At 70.8% G+C, this 13,910-nt stretch carries 9 protein-coding genes; 5 read left to right on the top strand and 4 right to left on the bottom strand.

Annotation, left to right across the window (positions count from 1 at the left end; translation table 11 throughout):
- Positions 1–46 precede the first annotated feature (46 nt).
- Complete coding sequence (locus BM070_RS02730; RefSeq protein WP_092937363.1) at positions 47–1,264, top strand: efflux RND transporter periplasmic adaptor subunit; 1,218 nt, start codon at positions 47–49, stop codon at positions 1,262–1,264.
- Complete coding sequence (locus BM070_RS02725) at positions 1,261–4,365, top strand: efflux RND transporter permease subunit (RefSeq protein WP_092937361.1); 3,105 nt, start codon at positions 1,261–1,263, stop codon at positions 4,363–4,365. Before BM070_RS02730 ends, BM070_RS02725 begins: the two co-directional genes overlap by 4 nt.
- Before the next feature lie 127 nt (positions 4,366–4,492).
- On the opposite strand, the gene BM070_RS02720 is transcribed toward BM070_RS02725, so the two are convergent.
- Both BM070_RS02720 and BM070_RS02715 read right to left on the bottom strand, forming a co-directional pair.
- The gene (locus BM070_RS02720) at positions 4,493–6,148 is read right to left on the bottom strand and encodes a methyl-accepting chemotaxis protein (protein ID WP_092937358.1); all 1,656 of its coding nucleotides are present in this window, start codon (positions 6,146–6,148) and stop codon (positions 4,493–4,495) included.
- 240 nt (positions 6,149–6,388) lie between these two features.
- Entirely contained in the window at positions 6,389–8,671 is a 2,283-nt protein-coding gene (locus BM070_RS02715; RefSeq protein ID WP_092938097.1) for a heavy metal translocating P-type ATPase, read from the bottom strand.
- A gap of 140 nt (positions 8,672–8,811) precedes the next feature.
- Here BM070_RS02715 and BM070_RS02710 point away from each other — a divergent pair, with 140 nt between their 5' ends.
- The 3 genes from BM070_RS02710 (at position 8,812) to BM070_RS02700 (ending at position 10,887) form a co-directional block, all read left to right on the top strand.
- The gene (locus BM070_RS02710; protein ID WP_092938095.1) at positions 8,812–9,009 is read left to right on the top strand and encodes a heavy-metal-associated domain-containing protein; all 198 of its coding nucleotides are present in this window, start codon (positions 8,812–8,814) and stop codon (positions 9,007–9,009) included.
- Positions 9,006–9,485, top strand: a complete 480-nt coding sequence (locus BM070_RS02705; RefSeq protein ID WP_175518399.1) for a Cu(I)-responsive transcriptional regulator — start codon at positions 9,006–9,008, stop codon at positions 9,483–9,485. Before BM070_RS02710 ends, BM070_RS02705 begins: the two co-directional genes overlap by 4 nt.
- Before the next feature lie 211 nt (positions 9,486–9,696).
- Positions 9,697–10,887 carry an acetyl-CoA C-acyltransferase family protein gene (locus BM070_RS02700; RefSeq protein ID WP_092937356.1) on the top strand — a complete coding sequence of 397 codons (1,191 nt, stop codon included), beginning with the start codon at positions 9,697–9,699 and terminating at the stop codon, positions 10,885–10,887.
- A gap of 95 nt (positions 10,888–10,982) precedes the next feature.
- Here the strand turns inward: BM070_RS02700 and BM070_RS02695 are convergent, their stop codons facing one another.
- Both BM070_RS02695 and BM070_RS24015 read right to left on the bottom strand, forming a co-directional pair.
- Positions 10,983–13,256: a phosphocholine-specific phospholipase C gene (locus BM070_RS02695; RefSeq protein WP_092937354.1), complete on the bottom strand. Its 2,274-nt coding sequence runs from the start codon at positions 13,254–13,256 to the stop codon at positions 10,983–10,985.
- A gap of 102 nt (positions 13,257–13,358) precedes the next feature.
- Complete coding sequence (locus BM070_RS24015; protein WP_139222758.1) at positions 13,359–13,541, bottom strand: hypothetical protein; 183 nt, start codon at positions 13,539–13,541, stop codon at positions 13,359–13,361.
- Between the last annotated feature and the right edge of the window lie 369 nt (positions 13,542–13,910).

The following is a 13,910-nucleotide window of genomic DNA, read 5'->3' as shown; positions in this document are numbered from 1 at the left end:
CCTCGCCTCCCGCCTTCCACCGCATTCCTTTCCGGACCTCCCGACCATGATGGCTCCCCTCTCCTCCTTCTCCGCACGGCGCACGGCCCTGGCCGCGCTCGGCGCCGCCTGCGCGCTGCTGCTGGCCGGCTGCGGCAAGTCCGGCGCCGACACCGCCGCCGCCACGCCTCCTGAACCCGCACCGCCCGTGATGCAGTCCGGCCAGCTGCGCTATCCCGCCGGCCACCCGCAGCTCGCCCTGCTGGGCACGGTGGAGGCCCGCGCCGCCAAGGACGTGGCCGTGGACCTGCCCGCCCGCCTGGTGTGGAACGAAGAGCGCACCCAGCGCATCTACCCGGCCTTCGCGGGCCGCGTGACGGCCATCCAGGCCGATCTGGGCCAGTCGGTCAAGGCCGGCGCGCCGCTGGCCCTGATGGCCTCGCCCGACTTCGGCCAGGCCCAGGCCGACACGGCCAAGGCGCAGGCCGGCCAGTCGCTGGCGCAGCAATCGCTCAAGCGCCAGCGCGAGCTGTTCGAGGCCGGCATCATCGCCCGCAAGGACCTGGAGCAGGCCGAAGCCGACGCCGCCGGTGCCCAGGCCGAGGTGGCCCGCGCCGCGGCGCGCACGCGCCTCTACGGCAGCGCCAGCGGCGTCAACCAGCAGCTGGCCCTCACGGCCGGCATGGGCGGCGTGGTGGTCGAGCGCAACCTCAACCCCGGCCAGGAAGTGCGGCCCGACCAGTCCGGCCCGGCGCTCTTCGTGGTGACCGACCCGACCTCCCTCTGGGTGCAGATCGACGCGCGCGAGACCGACCTGGCCTCGCTGCGCCCGGGCGACCCGATCACGCTGCAGGTGCCGGCCTATCCCGGCGCCACCTTCACCGGCAAGGTCACGGCCACGGCCGATGCGATCGACCCCGGCACGCGCACGATCAAGGTGCGCGGCGTGGTCCCCAATGCCGACCGGCGCCTGAAGGCCGAGATGCTGGCCACCGCCCGCGTGCAGGAAAGCCGCGCCGGCGGCGTGGTGGTGCCCGCCAGCGCCATCGTGCTCGACGGCACGCGCCACATCGTCTTCGTGCGCCGCGAATCCGGCGTGTTCGAGCCGCGCAAGGTCGAGCTCGCCCATGAAGGCCCGGCCGAGGTGCTCGTCTCCTCCGGCCTGCAGCCCGGCGAAGCCGTGGTGAACCAGAACGCGCTGCTCTTGGCGCGCCAGTTCCAGTCCATGGCCGAAGACACCGCCACCGGCACCGGCGAGACGAAGAAGAAGAAAGACGCCCCATGAAGCGCCTCATCCACTACGCGGTGCACCAGCCGCTCTTCATCGTGCTGGGCACGCTGCTGTTCGCGCTGGCCGGCGTCATCGCCTTCAAGAACCTGTCGGTGGAGGCCTTCCCGGACGTCACCGACACCCAGGTCACCGTGATCGCGCTCTTTCCCGGCCGCGCGCCGGAAGAGGTCGAAAAGCAGGTCACGCTGCCCATCGAGACGGCCCTGGCGGGCCTGCCCAACTCCATCCGCGTGTTCTCGCACACGCAGTTCGGGCTCTCGTTCACCGTGGTCACGTACGACGACGCGGCCAACGTGAACATCGTGCGCCAGCAGGTGGCCGAGCGGCTCTCGACCGTCGATCTGCCGCCCGGCGTGCAGGCCGAGATCGCGCCCAACGCCACGCCGGTGGGCGAAATCATGCGCTATCGCCTCAAGGGCGACGGCCTCACCACCACCGAGATCCGCACCATCGAGGACTGGACCGTGGAGCGCGCGCTGCGCCAGGTGCCCGGCGTGGCCGACGTGGTGGCCATGGGCGGCGCCATCAAGCAGTACGAAGTGCAGCCTGACATGGACAAGCTGCGCGCGTACAAGGTGAGCTTCCAGAACCTGCTGGACGTGCTGGGCCGCGGCAACGCCAACGCGGGCGGCAGCTACGTGGCGCAGGGCGCGCAGCAGTACACCATCCGCGGCCTGGGGCTGCTGCGCTCGGCCGAGGACATCGGCCGCATCGTGGTGGCGTCGCGGGGCGGCACGCCGGTGCTGATCCGCGACATCGCGCAGGTGCGCATCGGCGCCGTGCCCCAGCTGGGCGTGGTGGGCCAGGACCAGGACGACGACATCGTCACCGGCATCGTGGTGATGCGCAAAGGCGAGAACCCGAGCGTGGTGCTCAAGGGCGTGAAGGACAAGATCGCCCAGCTGAACGAACGCGGCCTGCCGCCGGGCGTGAAGATCGTGCCCTTCTACGACCGCACCTGGCTCATGGACAAGACCCTCACCACCGTCTTCCACAACCTGGTGGAAGGCGCGCTGCTGGTCTCGCTGGTGCTCTACATCTTCCTGTCGAACCTGCGCGCCAGCCTGGCCGTGGTGGTGGTGATTCCGCTCGCGCTGCTGTCCACCTTCATGGGCCTGAAGATCATGGGCGTGCCGGCCAACCTGCTGAGCCTGGGCGCCATGGACTTCGGCATCATCGTGGACGGCGCGGTGATCGTGATCGAGAACATCATGCACCGCCTGGCCGAGCGCGGCGAGAACATGGACGAGCGCGACCGGCGCGACACCATCATCGAAGCCGCTGGCGAAGTGGGCCGGCCCACGCTGTTCTCGATGCTCATCATCATCGCGGCGCACATCCCCATCTTCGCGCTGCAGCGCCATGAAGGCCGCATCTTCCAGCCCATGGCGCTGTCGGTCACCACGGCCCTCATCGGCTCGCTGATCTTCTCGCTCACGCTGGTGCCGCTGCTGGCCTACTGGCTGCTGCGCCGCAAGCTGCCGCACGGCGACAACCGCGTGGTCACGCGCGCCAAGCGCATCTACGCGCCGGTGCTGGACTGGGCGCTGGAGCGCCGCCGCACGGTGGTCATCATCGCGCTGGCGGTGTTCGGCCTGGCCATGGTGGCGGCCGCGCGCCTGGGCTCGGAGTTCCTGCCCGAGCTGGACGAAGGCACGACCTGGGTGAACTTCAGCCTCTCGCCCAACGTCTCCACCGCCGAGGCCTCGCGCATCCTGCGCATGGCCCGCAAGGCGCTCTTGTCGGTGCCCGAGGTGCGCACCACCGTCTCCAAGGCCGGCCAGCCCGAGGACGGCACCGACCCCAAGACCATCTCCATGGCCGAGATCTTCGTGGACCTGAAACCCGAAGACCAGTGGCGCGCCGGCATGACGCGCGCCAAGATCACCGAGGAGATGGGCCGCGCGCTCTCGGCCATCCCCGGCATCGACCCGGCGTTCTCGCAGCCCATCCGCGACAACGTGCTCGAATCGATCTCGCAGATCAAGGGCCAGATCGTCATCAAGCTGGCCGGCGACGACCTGGCCGAGATGAAGCGCGTGACCGAGGAGATCGCCCGCGAGGTCAAGCAGGTGCAGGGCGTGGCCCGCGCCGAGATCGACCGCGAAGGCCAGGTGCCGCAGCTGCTGATCGACATCGACCGCGACCGCGCCGCGCGCTACGGCCTCAACGTGAGCGACATCCAGGACGTGATCGAGGCAGCCCTGGCCGGCAAGGCCGCCACCAACCTCTGGGAAGGCGAGCGCAAGTTCGCCGTGGCCGTGCGCCTGCCCTCGGACGAGCGCACCATCGCCAACCTGCCGCGCACGCCCATCGCCACGCCGGATGGCGGCTACGTGCAGCTGGGCGACGTCGCGAAGATCCGCGAAAGCTCGGGCGCCATGAACATCGCCCGCGAGGCCGGCCGCCGCACCACGGCCATCGGCATCTTCATCGCCGGGCGCGACATGGGCTCGGTGGTGGCCGACATGAAGGCCCGCGTGGAGAAGAACGTGAAGATCCCCGAGAACTACCAGGTCAACTGGTCGGGCGAGTTCGAGAACCAGGAACGCGCCATGAAGCGCCTCTCGGTGGTCGTGCCCATCTCGCTGCTGCTGATCTTCGTGCTGCTGTTCGACGCCTTCAAGTCGGTCAAGATGGCCTCGCTGATCCTGCTGAACGTGCCCCTGGCGCTCATCGGCGGCTTCGTGGCGCTCTGGGGCTTCGGCATCGCGCTGTCGGTGTCGGCCGCCATCGGCTTCATCGCGCTCTCGGGCCAGGCCGTGCTCAACGGCGTGGTGATGCTGTCGGTGTTCCAGCAGCTGCAGGCCGGCGGCTTGAGCGTGGTCGAGGCCGTGCGCCAGGGCTCCATGCAGCGCCTGCGCACCGTGCTGATGACCGCCCTGCTCGCCATGCTGGGCCTCCTGCCCATGGCGCTCTCGCACGAGATCGGCTCCGAAACGCAGCGGCCCCTGGCCATCGTGGTGATCGGCGGCCTGGTCACGGCCACGCTGCTCACGCTGGTGGTGCTGCCCGCGCTCTACGTGTCGTGGTTCGGCCCGAAGAAGGGCCAGGGGCCCGCTGCGCCGGCCACCGCCCCCACGGCCACAGCATAAAGCCTGCCGCCCCGCCGCCTGCGCGGGGCGGGCCTTCCCAAGAAAAAGCGCCCGGACCGATCATCGGTCCGGGCGCTTTTTCTTTATGGGCTGCCTGGTGCTGTGCGCCTCTTGCCGGGCGCCGCGTTCAGGCCGCGAGCAGGGCCTGATCGCCGTTGCCGCCAGACAGCGCACGGCGGCCGGGCTGCTGCGCCGAGGCCTGCAGGCCCGCCGCGCCCGTGTCGGCCAGATGGAACTGCTGCACGATCTGCGACAGGCGCGTGGCCTGCTCGCGCAGCGACTGCGCGGCGGCGGCGGATTCTTCCACCAGCGCGGCGTTCTGCTGCGTCATGCGGTCGATCTCGCCCACCGAGCCGTTGACCTGGCCGATGTTGGCGGCCTGCTCGGTGGCGGCAGAATTGATCTCGCCGATGATGTCGGAGACGCGCTGCACGCTGTCCACGATCTCCTGCATGGCGGTGCCCGCGTCTTCCACATGGCGCACGCCGCCGCTCACCGCCGCCACGCTGGAGTTGATCAGGCCCTTGATCTCCTTGGCGGCCTCGGCGCTGCGCTGCGCCAGCGAACGCACCTCGCCGGCCACCACGGCGAAGCCGCGGCCCTGCTCGCCGGCACGCGCCGCTTCTACGGCCGCGTTGAGCGCCAGGATGTTGGTCTGGAAGGCGATGGAATCGATCACGCCGATGATGTCGCCGATCTTGCGGCTGGAGGCCGAGATCTCATGCATGCTGGAGACGGCCTGCTGCACCACCGCGCCGCCGCGCGTGGCGATGCCCGACGCGGCGCTCACCAGCTGGTTGGCCACCTGCGACGAAGAAGCCGTGTGCTGCACCGTGCCCGTCAGCTCGGCCAGCGAGGCCACGGCCTCCTGCGCGTTGCTGGCCGTCTGCTCGGTGCGGCTCGACAGGTCCTGGTTGCCGGAGGCGATCTCGGCGCTGGCCGTGGCGATGTTGCCGCTGGAGTCGCGCACCTGCGAGACCAGCGAGCTCAGCCCGGCCTGCATGTCCACCAGCGAACGCTGCAGGTCGGCCACCTCGTCGCCGCCCTCGACTTCCAGGCGCTGCGAAAGATCGCCCCGGGCGATGGCCTGCGCCAGGCTGCGCGTGGCCACCAGCGGGCGGCAGATGGACACCATGTTCAGCAGCGTGAGCGGCACCACCACCGCCACCGTGATCACCACCGCCAGCACGAACAGCCACTGCGTCTGGCGGGAGATGTCGTTCTGCCGGTCGATCACCGCCTGCACCTCGGTGCGCAGGCGCTGGTCCAGGCCGTCGAGCAGCTTGTCGGCTTCCTGGAATTCGGCGATCGCGCGGCCGCTCATGCGGTTGGCGATGGTGGCGGAGTCGTAGCCGCCGGCCTCCAGCTGGCGCGCCACGTGCGCGAACTGCGTGCGGTAGCTGTCCAGGCGCTTGCCGATGTTGGCGGCCGTGTCGCCCTCCGCGCCGGCCGTGGTCTGCTGCAGCTCGGCGGCCACCTTCTTGGCCCGTTCCAGCGCGGCCATCCACTGCGTGTTCGCCTCCTTCACGCCTTCGGGCTTCTCGTACTGGATGATCATGTTCTTCTCTTGCTGGCGGATGTCGCCCATCGCGCCGCGCAGCTGCGCCAGGTGGCCGATGGCGGCATGCTCGTTGTGGATGAACGCCTGGCTCATCGCATGGATGCGGAACATGCCCAGCATGCCGGCTCCGCCCAGCAGGCCCAGCAAGGCGAGCACCACGCCGATTGCGCCGATCATCCTGAAGCGGATGGTGAATCGCCGCATGAGGCCGAAGAGAGTCATTTTTGTCATCCTTGGTAGTTGGAGGGGCCGGGCGCGCCTGGACCGTCACGACGTCCTTGGCACGCGCTGGCTTTGTCCTGGGGAACCGCTTCGGTCCCGTGTGCCCGCACCATTGCGGGCCGCCTGGCCGGCATCGCCGCGATGGGCCTGCCGCTGACCGATCCATTGCAGCCCCCTGGGCTGTGTGCAACAGAATGTTCCAGTTTGCCAGACAAGTCGATAGGAGTCGCTAGGGTTTTCTCAAACGCGCCAGCGCTTCAATAGCAAAGCATTCGCCATCACGCTGACCGAACTCAGCGCCATGGCCGCGCCCGCCACCACCGGGCTGAGGTAGCCCAGCGCCGCCAACGGGATGCCGGCCACGTTGTAGGCGAAGGCCCAGAACAGGTTCTGCCGTATCTTGGCGACGGTGCGCGCCGAAATATCCAGAGCGGCCGCCACCAGGCGCGGATCACCGCGCATCAATGTGATGCCGGCCGCATGCAGGGCCACATCGGTGCCGTTGCCCATGGCCATGCCCACGTCGGCCAGGGCCAGCGCGGGCGCGTCGTTCACCCCGTCGCCCACCATGGCGACCGTGTGGCGGCCGCCCTCGCGCAGCGCCTGCACCTGCGCGGCCTTGTCCTGTGGCAGCACCTCGGCCTGCACCTCGCCGGCATCCGGGTCCAGGCCCAGGCGGCGGGCCATGGCGTAGGCGGCTCCTCGGTTGTCGCCCGAGATCATCGCCAGCCGCAGGCCGCGCGCGCGCAGCGCGGCCAGGGCCTCGCGCGCGCCGGGCTTGGGCTCGTCGGCGAAGGCCAGCAGCGCCTGCGCGCTCCAGGCGCCTGCCGCGTTCCCTGCGCCCCCCGGTTCCTGCACCGCCACGGCCGACACGGTCGCGCCCTCGGCCTGCAGCGCCTGCGCGCGTTCGGCCAGCGGCCCGGCCAGGGCGGCGCCCAGCGTCTCCTGCACCCAGGGCAGATTGCCGATGGCCCAGCGGCGCCCGTCCACCGTGCCTTCGGCGCCCCGGCCGGGCACGGCGCGCACCTCGGTGGCCTCCGGCACGGCCAGGCCCCGGCTGCGGGCGGCCTCCAGCACGGCGCGGGCCAGCGGGTGCTCGCTGCCGGCCTGCACGCCGGCCACGGCGGCCAGCAGGGCAGCTTCGCCATCCTCTTGCGCCCCGGCCGGTGCCAGCGCCAGCGCGGTCAGGCGCGGCCGGCCCACGGTCAGCGTGCCGGTCTTGTCGAAGGCGACGGTGTCCACCCGGTGGGCGCGCTCCAGCGCCTCGGCGTCCTTGATGAGAATGCCGGCCCGCGCCGCCGTGCCCGTGCCGGCCATGATGGCGGCGGGCGTGGCCAGCCCCAGCGCGCAGGGGCAGGCGATCACCAGCACCGCCACGGCGTGCACCAGCGCCGTCTCGGCCCCGGCGCCGGCCAGCAGCCAGCCCAGCAGGGTGGCGAGCGCGATGGCCAGCACCACCGGCACGAAGACGGCGGCCACCTTGTCCACCAGCCGCTGGATGGGCGCCTTGGCCGCCTGCGCGTCTTCCACCAGGCGGGTGATGCGCGCCAGCACCGTGTCCGCGCCCACGGCCGTCACCTGCAGCACCACGCGCCCGTCGCCGTTGATGGAGCCGCCCGTCAGCGCATCGCCCGCTGTGCGCGCCACGGGCAGGGGCTCGCCGGTCAGCATGGACTCGTCCACCTGCGTGGCGCCCTCTTCCACCGTGCCATCGACCGGCACGCGCTCGCCCGGCCGCACCACGATGCGGTCGCCGGCCATCACCTCGGCCACGGGCACGTCCACCTCGCCGTCGCGCCCGAGCAGGTGCGCCCGGTCGGGCCGCAGCGCGTGCAGCGCGCGGATGGCGGCCGTCGTCTGCCGCTTGGCCCGCGCCTCCAGCCACTTGCCCAGCAGCACCAGGGTGATGACCACGGCCGAGGCCTCGAAATACAGATGCGGCACCTGCCCCGGCGGCGCGGTGAGCCACAGCCACAGCGACAGCCCGAAGCCCGCGCTGGTGCCGATGGCCACCAGCAGATCCATATTGCCCGTGAGCGCCCGCGCCGCATGCCAGCCCGCGCGGTAGAAGCGCGCGCCCAGCACGAACTGCACCGGCGCGGCCAGCAGCAGCTGCAGCCACGCGGGCAGCATGGCGTGCGGGCCGGCCAGCATGGGCAGCACCAGCGGCGCAGAGAGCGCCAGCCCCGCCGCCACCGGCCCGAAGCCGGCCCAGGGCGAGGCCCCGGCCGCATCGGCGGCGGCCTCCTGCTGCGCTGCCGCCAGCGGCTCGTAGCCCGCATTGCGCACGGCGCGGCGCAGCAGCGCGTCCATGCCGTCGCCGCCCGTGTGGGCGACGTGGGCACGCTCGGTCGCCAGGTTCACCGTGGCGTCCTGCACGCCCGGCACCTTGCGCAGGGCGCGCTCCACCCGCGCCACGCAGCTGGCACAGGTCATGCCGCCGATGCCCAGGTCGAGCGTGGCGGGGGCGGCGGGTGGCGAAGAAGACGAAGAAGCGTTCGGGGATAGGGTGGAGGAGTCCATGTCCTGCATCTTGAACCCTGACGCCATGGCAAGGTCAAGCATGGCCAAGGCCGCTTGACTCTGCCACCATGTCAGGGTTCAACATTGCAGCCGTCCCCATCCCTCATCCCCTCTCGTTGATCTTCGAAAAGGAGCCCGCCATGCAACACAGCTTCCAAGTCCAGGGCATGACCTGCGGCCACTGCGAGCGCGCCGTCGTCCACGCCGTGCGCAATGTCGATACCGACGCCACCGTGCAGGTGGACCTGCCCACCGGCCGCGTCGTGGTCGAAAGCGACCACCCCCGCGAGGCGCTGGCCGCGGCCATCACCGAAGAGGGCTACACCGTCGCCGCATGAGCGCGGCACCCCGGCAGCGCCGCGCCCGGCCCGCAGGCGCGGCGCCCTCCCCCGCTGACGCGCCGCAGCGCTGGCCCGTGCCCATCGGCACGGCCGCCGAGCGCGCCGGCGTGTCGCCGCGCATGGTGCGGCACTACGAGGCGCTGGGCCTGCTGCAGGGCGTGGCCCGCACCGACGGCGGCTACCGCCAGTACACCGAGGCCGACGTCCACACCCTGCGCTTCATCCGCCGCGCCCGCGACCTGGGCTTCGCCATGGACGAGATCGCCACCCTGCTCGGCCTCTGGCAAGACCAGCACCGCGCCAGCCGCGAGGTCAAGCACATCGCCCAGGCCCACATCGACGACCTGGGCCGCCGCATCGCCGCCATGCAGGCCATGCAGCGCTCGCTGCAGCAGCTCGTGGGCTGCTGCCAGGGCGACGGGCGGCCGGACTGCCCGATCCTGGACGACCTGGCTGCGGGCCAGGGCCGTTAGAGCCGCCGCCGCTGAAAGCGCGGCACTGCAGCCAAAATGGCCGCCAGCGCTTGCAGATCAAGCGCATGTTGCTATGAAAAAAGAAGCGTTCTGCAGCTGATTGCGGGGCTGTCGCGCAGTTGACAGCCCTGCCGGTATCGGCGTTTGGGCTCTGGCCTACGATGTGCGCCGCATCCGTCTCTGTGTGTTTCCTCCCCTAGGACCTGAAGCCATGACCCAACGCGACATCCTCATCGCCTCCATCGCCCGCACCGCCATCGGCACCTTCGGCGGCTCGCTCAAGGACATTCCCAACACCCAGCTCGCCACCACGGCAGTGCGCGCGGCCATCGAGCGCAGCGGCATCGCGGCCGATGCGGTGGGGCATGTGGTGATGGGCAACGTGATTCCCACCGACACCAAGGACGCCTACCTCTCGCGCGTGGCCGCCGTCGATGCGGGCTGCCCGGTGGAGACGCCGGCCTTCAACGTCAACCGCCTCTGCGGCTCGGGGCTGCAGGCCATCGTGTCGGCGGCGCAGGCCATTGCGCTGGGCGATTGCGACGTGGCCATCGGCGGCGGCAGCGAGTCGATGAGCCGGGGTCCCTACTTCGACACCGCCGCCCGCTGGGGCGCGCGCATGGGCGATACGAAGAGCGTCGACTACATGCTGGGCATCCTGCACGACCCCTGGCAGAAGATGCACATGGGCATCACGGCCGAGAACGTGGCCGAGCGCTACCGTATCAGCCGCGAGGCGCAGGACCAGCTGGCCGCCGAGAGCCAGCGCCGCGCCGCCGCCGCCATCGAGGCCGGCCATTTCGCGTCGCAGATCGTTCCGGTGGAGATCCCCGGCCGCAAGGGCGCGGTCACGCTGTTCGATACCGACGAGCACGTGCGTGCCGCCACCACGGTGGAGGCGCTGGCCGGCATGAAGCCCGCGTTCAAGAAGGAAGGCGGCACGGTGACGGCGGGCAATGCCTCGGGCATCAACGACGGCGCCGGCGCCGTGGTGCTGGTGGCGGGCGACCGCGCCGCCGCGCTGGGCGCCAAGCCGCTGGCGCGCCTGGTGGGCTATGCCCATGCGGGCGTGGACCCGGCCTACATGGGCATCGGCCCCGTGCCGGCCACGCGCCGCGTGCTGGAGCGCACGGGCCTGAAAGTGCAGGACATGGACGTGATCGAGGCCAACGAGGCCTTCGCCGCCCAGGCCTGCGCCGTGATCCAGGAGCTGGGCCTGGACCCGGCCAAGGTGAACCCGAACGGCTCGGGCATCTCGCTGGGCCACCCGGTGGGTGCCACCGGCGCCATCATCACCGCCAAGGCCATCGCGGAGCTGCACCGCATCGGCGGGCGCTACGCGCTGGTGACGATGTGCATCGGCGGCGGCCAGGGCATCGCCGCGATCTTCGAGCGGGTGTGACGTCGGTGTCGTGAGGTGATCTGGCCGCAGCGCGGGGCCAGAGCGGCCCCGCCTGCGCCCGCCCTGCCCTGCGGCTCGGCCGGGCGTTCAGTCGCTCAACCGACCAGGCCCATGGCCGGGTCCGACACCGAGTCGCGCCCCGTCTCCACCCGGCCCGCGAAGCGCCGCACGAAGGCCGTCGTCGCGCTGCAGCGCACGCTGAAGTCGTACCAGTTGCCGCTGTCGCCCAGCGCCCAGCTCATCTCGCCGACGGCGCCGGGCTCCACGCTGCTCGTCCACGGGCCGTCGTTGCGGTAGGCCTGGGCATCGGCCGTGAAGACGATGGTGGTGGACGTGCGGTTGTAGCACTTCACCCGCACGCGGGCCGGGCTGCAGAGCTCGTAGCAGACCTGCACCTCCGGGCCGCCCAGGGCCGACTGCTGCGTGAGGTCGCCCGCGAAGGCGCGGTGGTAGCCGTTGGGGCCCAGCACCCACAGGTCGTAGGCGCCGCCGTCGGCTGCCACGTTCCACACGCCGTTCAGCGTCTTGCCGGCCTCCACCACGTAGCGGCGCGGGATCGCGTCCAGGTGCTTCTTGTCATAGACGTGGAACACCCCCGCCGGGCTGCCGGCCGGCGCCGTGTTGGCGAAGAGCAGCGTCACCGTGCCCGTGCCGGCGTTCGCCTGGGCCGTGGTGTGCAGCTCGTAGGGCAGCGCGCGCGAGGGCCGCACGCCCGTGGCCTGCACCGGCAGGGCCGCGTTGGCGGCCGCGGCGGGCTGGGGCAGCTTGGGGGCCTGCACCTGCGCGGCGATGCGCGCGTCCACGGTCACCTTGTCCGTGCGGCCGGCCAGCGTCGGCAGCACCTCGTTGTTCGGATTGACGAAGTTGAAGCAGCTGGTCAGGTCGCCGCAGATCGCGCGGCGGTAGGCGCTGATCTGCGGCTCGGCCACGCCGAAGCGCTTTTCCAGGAACATGAGCGTGGAGGTGTGGTCGAACACCTGCGAATTCACCCAGCCGCCGCGGCTCCAGGGCGAGACGATCCACATCGGCACGCGCGGACCCGGGCCGTAGGGGCGGCCATCGGCCGGCGGCTGGCTGGGCGTGGCGGGCGCGAAGTCGTGGTATTCCACCGCCGTGTCGGCGGCGGCCAGCGTGCAGGCGCCGGCCAGGCTGCCGTCCGCGTTGCGCGAGGGCACGGCGGGCGACGGCAGGTGGTCGAAGAAGCCGTCGTTCTCGTCGTAGTTGATGAGCAGCACCGTCTTGCTCCACACGTCCGGGTTGGCGGTGAGCGCATCCAGCACCTCCTGCACGTACCAGCCGCCCTGCGCGGGGCTCGACGGGCCGGGGTGCTCGCTATAGACCGAGGGCGCGATGATCCATGACACGGCCGGCAGCTTGCCTTTGCTGATGTCGTCGCGGAAGGTCTCCAGGAAGCCCTGCGGCATGGTGTTGCCGAAGCCCTTGGCCAGCGGGCTCAGGGCGTCGTCGATGGCCGGGTCGTAGGTCGGGCCGGCCAGGCCCTGCGGCTGCGTGATGTCGGTCTTGGCCACGTAGAGCGGCTTGCGCGCGGCGGGCATCTTCTCGATCTCGGCGCGCCAGTGGCGAAAGCCCATCATCTCGTTGCAGCCGAAGTTGTCGATCAGGCTCTGATAGACCTTCCAGGTCACGCCCGCCTTCTGCAGCCGGTCGGCGTAGGTGGTCCAGGTCCAGCCGTCGGTCGATGCGCCGATGTCGTTGCCCGCGTTGAACTGGTTGTTCAGGCCCGCCACGTTCACGCGGGTGCCGTCGATGGGGCTCACGCCGTTCGGGCCGTTGGTGCCCGTCCAGTAGAAGAGCCGGTTGGCGATGGTGCCGGTGTGCATGCCGCAGTGGTAGTGGTCGCACAGCGTGAAGGCATCGGCCAGCGCGCGCTGGAACGAGACCTCGGTGGTTTCGTAGTAGCCCATCGACAGCGGCAGCTTGGAATCGGGCCAGCGCGACATGCGGCCCTGGTCCCAGGCCGCCTGCGAATCCAGCCAGGTGTGCGGCGTGCTGCCGGCGCGCTGGGCGTTGCCCTGGGCCTCGTCCAGGCGGAACGGCACGTAGGTGCTGGGCGGCGAGGTCTTGGTATAGGCCTGGTAGAAGACGTTGCGGCCGTACTGCGAGGGCACCGCGAAGCGGTCGCCGAAGCCGCGCACGCCCTTGAACGTGCCGAAGTAGCTGTCGAACGAGCGGTTCTCCATCATCAGCAGCACGACGTGCTGCACGTCCTGGATGGTGCCGGTGGCGTTGTTCGCCTCGATGGCGAGCGCGCGCCGGATGGCGGGCGGGAAGGCGGTCATCGCGGCCGCTGCGGCACCGGTGCCAAGCACGCCGGAGAGAAACTTGCGTTTGGAGGAATCGACGGTCATGTGGAGGAATCTTTGTAGAGGGTCGGACGAGGACGGGGCAGCGGGGCGGTAAGCAAGCAAGCAAGCCCGTACGCGGAGCGCGAGCTGCTGCCCTGGCGGGCCTCAGGGCTTGGGTGCGCAGTGCGTATCGGGGCTGCCGCAGGTGCCGGCCTGTGCCGGCAAGGAACCGCTGCCGCTGCCGCCGCCACCGCAGCCGCCCAGCAGCAATCCCAGAACGATCGCACAAGTGCCCAGCAAGGGGCGCAACAAAAGAAACGGCAGCGCGTGCTGCAAGGACATGTTCATGGCGTGGGGGGAGAGAAGAACGAAGAGGCTTCGCATTCTTCGGTCCCACTATGGCGAGGGGGTGACGGCCGGGTTGGGCCCACGCGGCGCGTGGCGGGGCCGTCACTGCCTGAGGCCGGGGCTCTGGCATCAAGCTGTTGTAAAGCTGGGGTGGTGTGGCTGTGGCGCTTGGGGAGCAGGAGATGCCGCATTCGTGGACTTCATTTCCGGGGCACGCGCCTACGGGTTTGGGATAGATCGGTGGCTTGGTCCATTCCCGTGTTCCGGGAGCGCTCGGTTCCCATCCTTGGAGTGCGTCAATGGCGCTGCACCGTGAACTCACGCTGTCTACTGAAGAAGACACGTCATCACGAAAAGACTGCGGCGCGG

This window comes from Paracidovorax wautersii (genome assembly GCF_900113035.1).
Taxonomy (GTDB): Bacteria; Pseudomonadota; Gammaproteobacteria; order Burkholderiales; family Burkholderiaceae_C; genus Paracidovorax; species Paracidovorax wautersii.
This window is presented reverse-complemented; position numbering and strand designations above follow the sequence as displayed.

Excerpts from the sequence above, each read along its gene's own strand:
- BM070_RS02730 (WP_092937363.1), top strand. The coding sequence starts at position 47 with ATGATGGCTCCCCTCTCCTCCTTCTCCGCACGGCGCACGGCCCTGGCC.
- BM070_RS02725 (WP_092937361.1), top strand. The coding sequence starts at position 1,261 with ATGAAGCGCCTCATCCACTACGCGGTGCACCAGCCGCTCTTCATCGTG.
- BM070_RS02720 (WP_092937358.1), bottom strand. The coding sequence starts at position 6,148 with ATGACTCTCTTCGGCCTCATGCGGCGATTCACCATCCGCTTCAGGATG.
- BM070_RS02715 (WP_092938097.1), bottom strand. The coding sequence starts at position 8,671 with ATGGACTCCTCCACCCTATCCCCGAACGCTTCTTCGTCTTCTTCGCCA.
- BM070_RS02710 (WP_092938095.1), top strand. The coding sequence starts at position 8,812 with ATGCAACACAGCTTCCAAGTCCAGGGCATGACCTGCGGCCACTGCGAG.
- BM070_RS02705 (WP_175518399.1), top strand. The coding sequence starts at position 9,006 with ATGAGCGCGGCACCCCGGCAGCGCCGCGCCCGGCCCGCAGGCGCGGCG.
- BM070_RS02700 (WP_092937356.1), top strand. The coding sequence starts at position 9,697 with ATGACCCAACGCGACATCCTCATCGCCTCCATCGCCCGCACCGCCATC.
- BM070_RS02695 (WP_092937354.1), bottom strand. The coding sequence starts at position 13,256 with ATGACCGTCGATTCCTCCAAACGCAAGTTTCTCTCCGGCGTGCTTGGC.
- BM070_RS24015 (WP_139222758.1), bottom strand. The coding sequence starts at position 13,541 with ATGAACATGTCCTTGCAGCACGCGCTGCCGTTTCTTTTGTTGCGCCCC.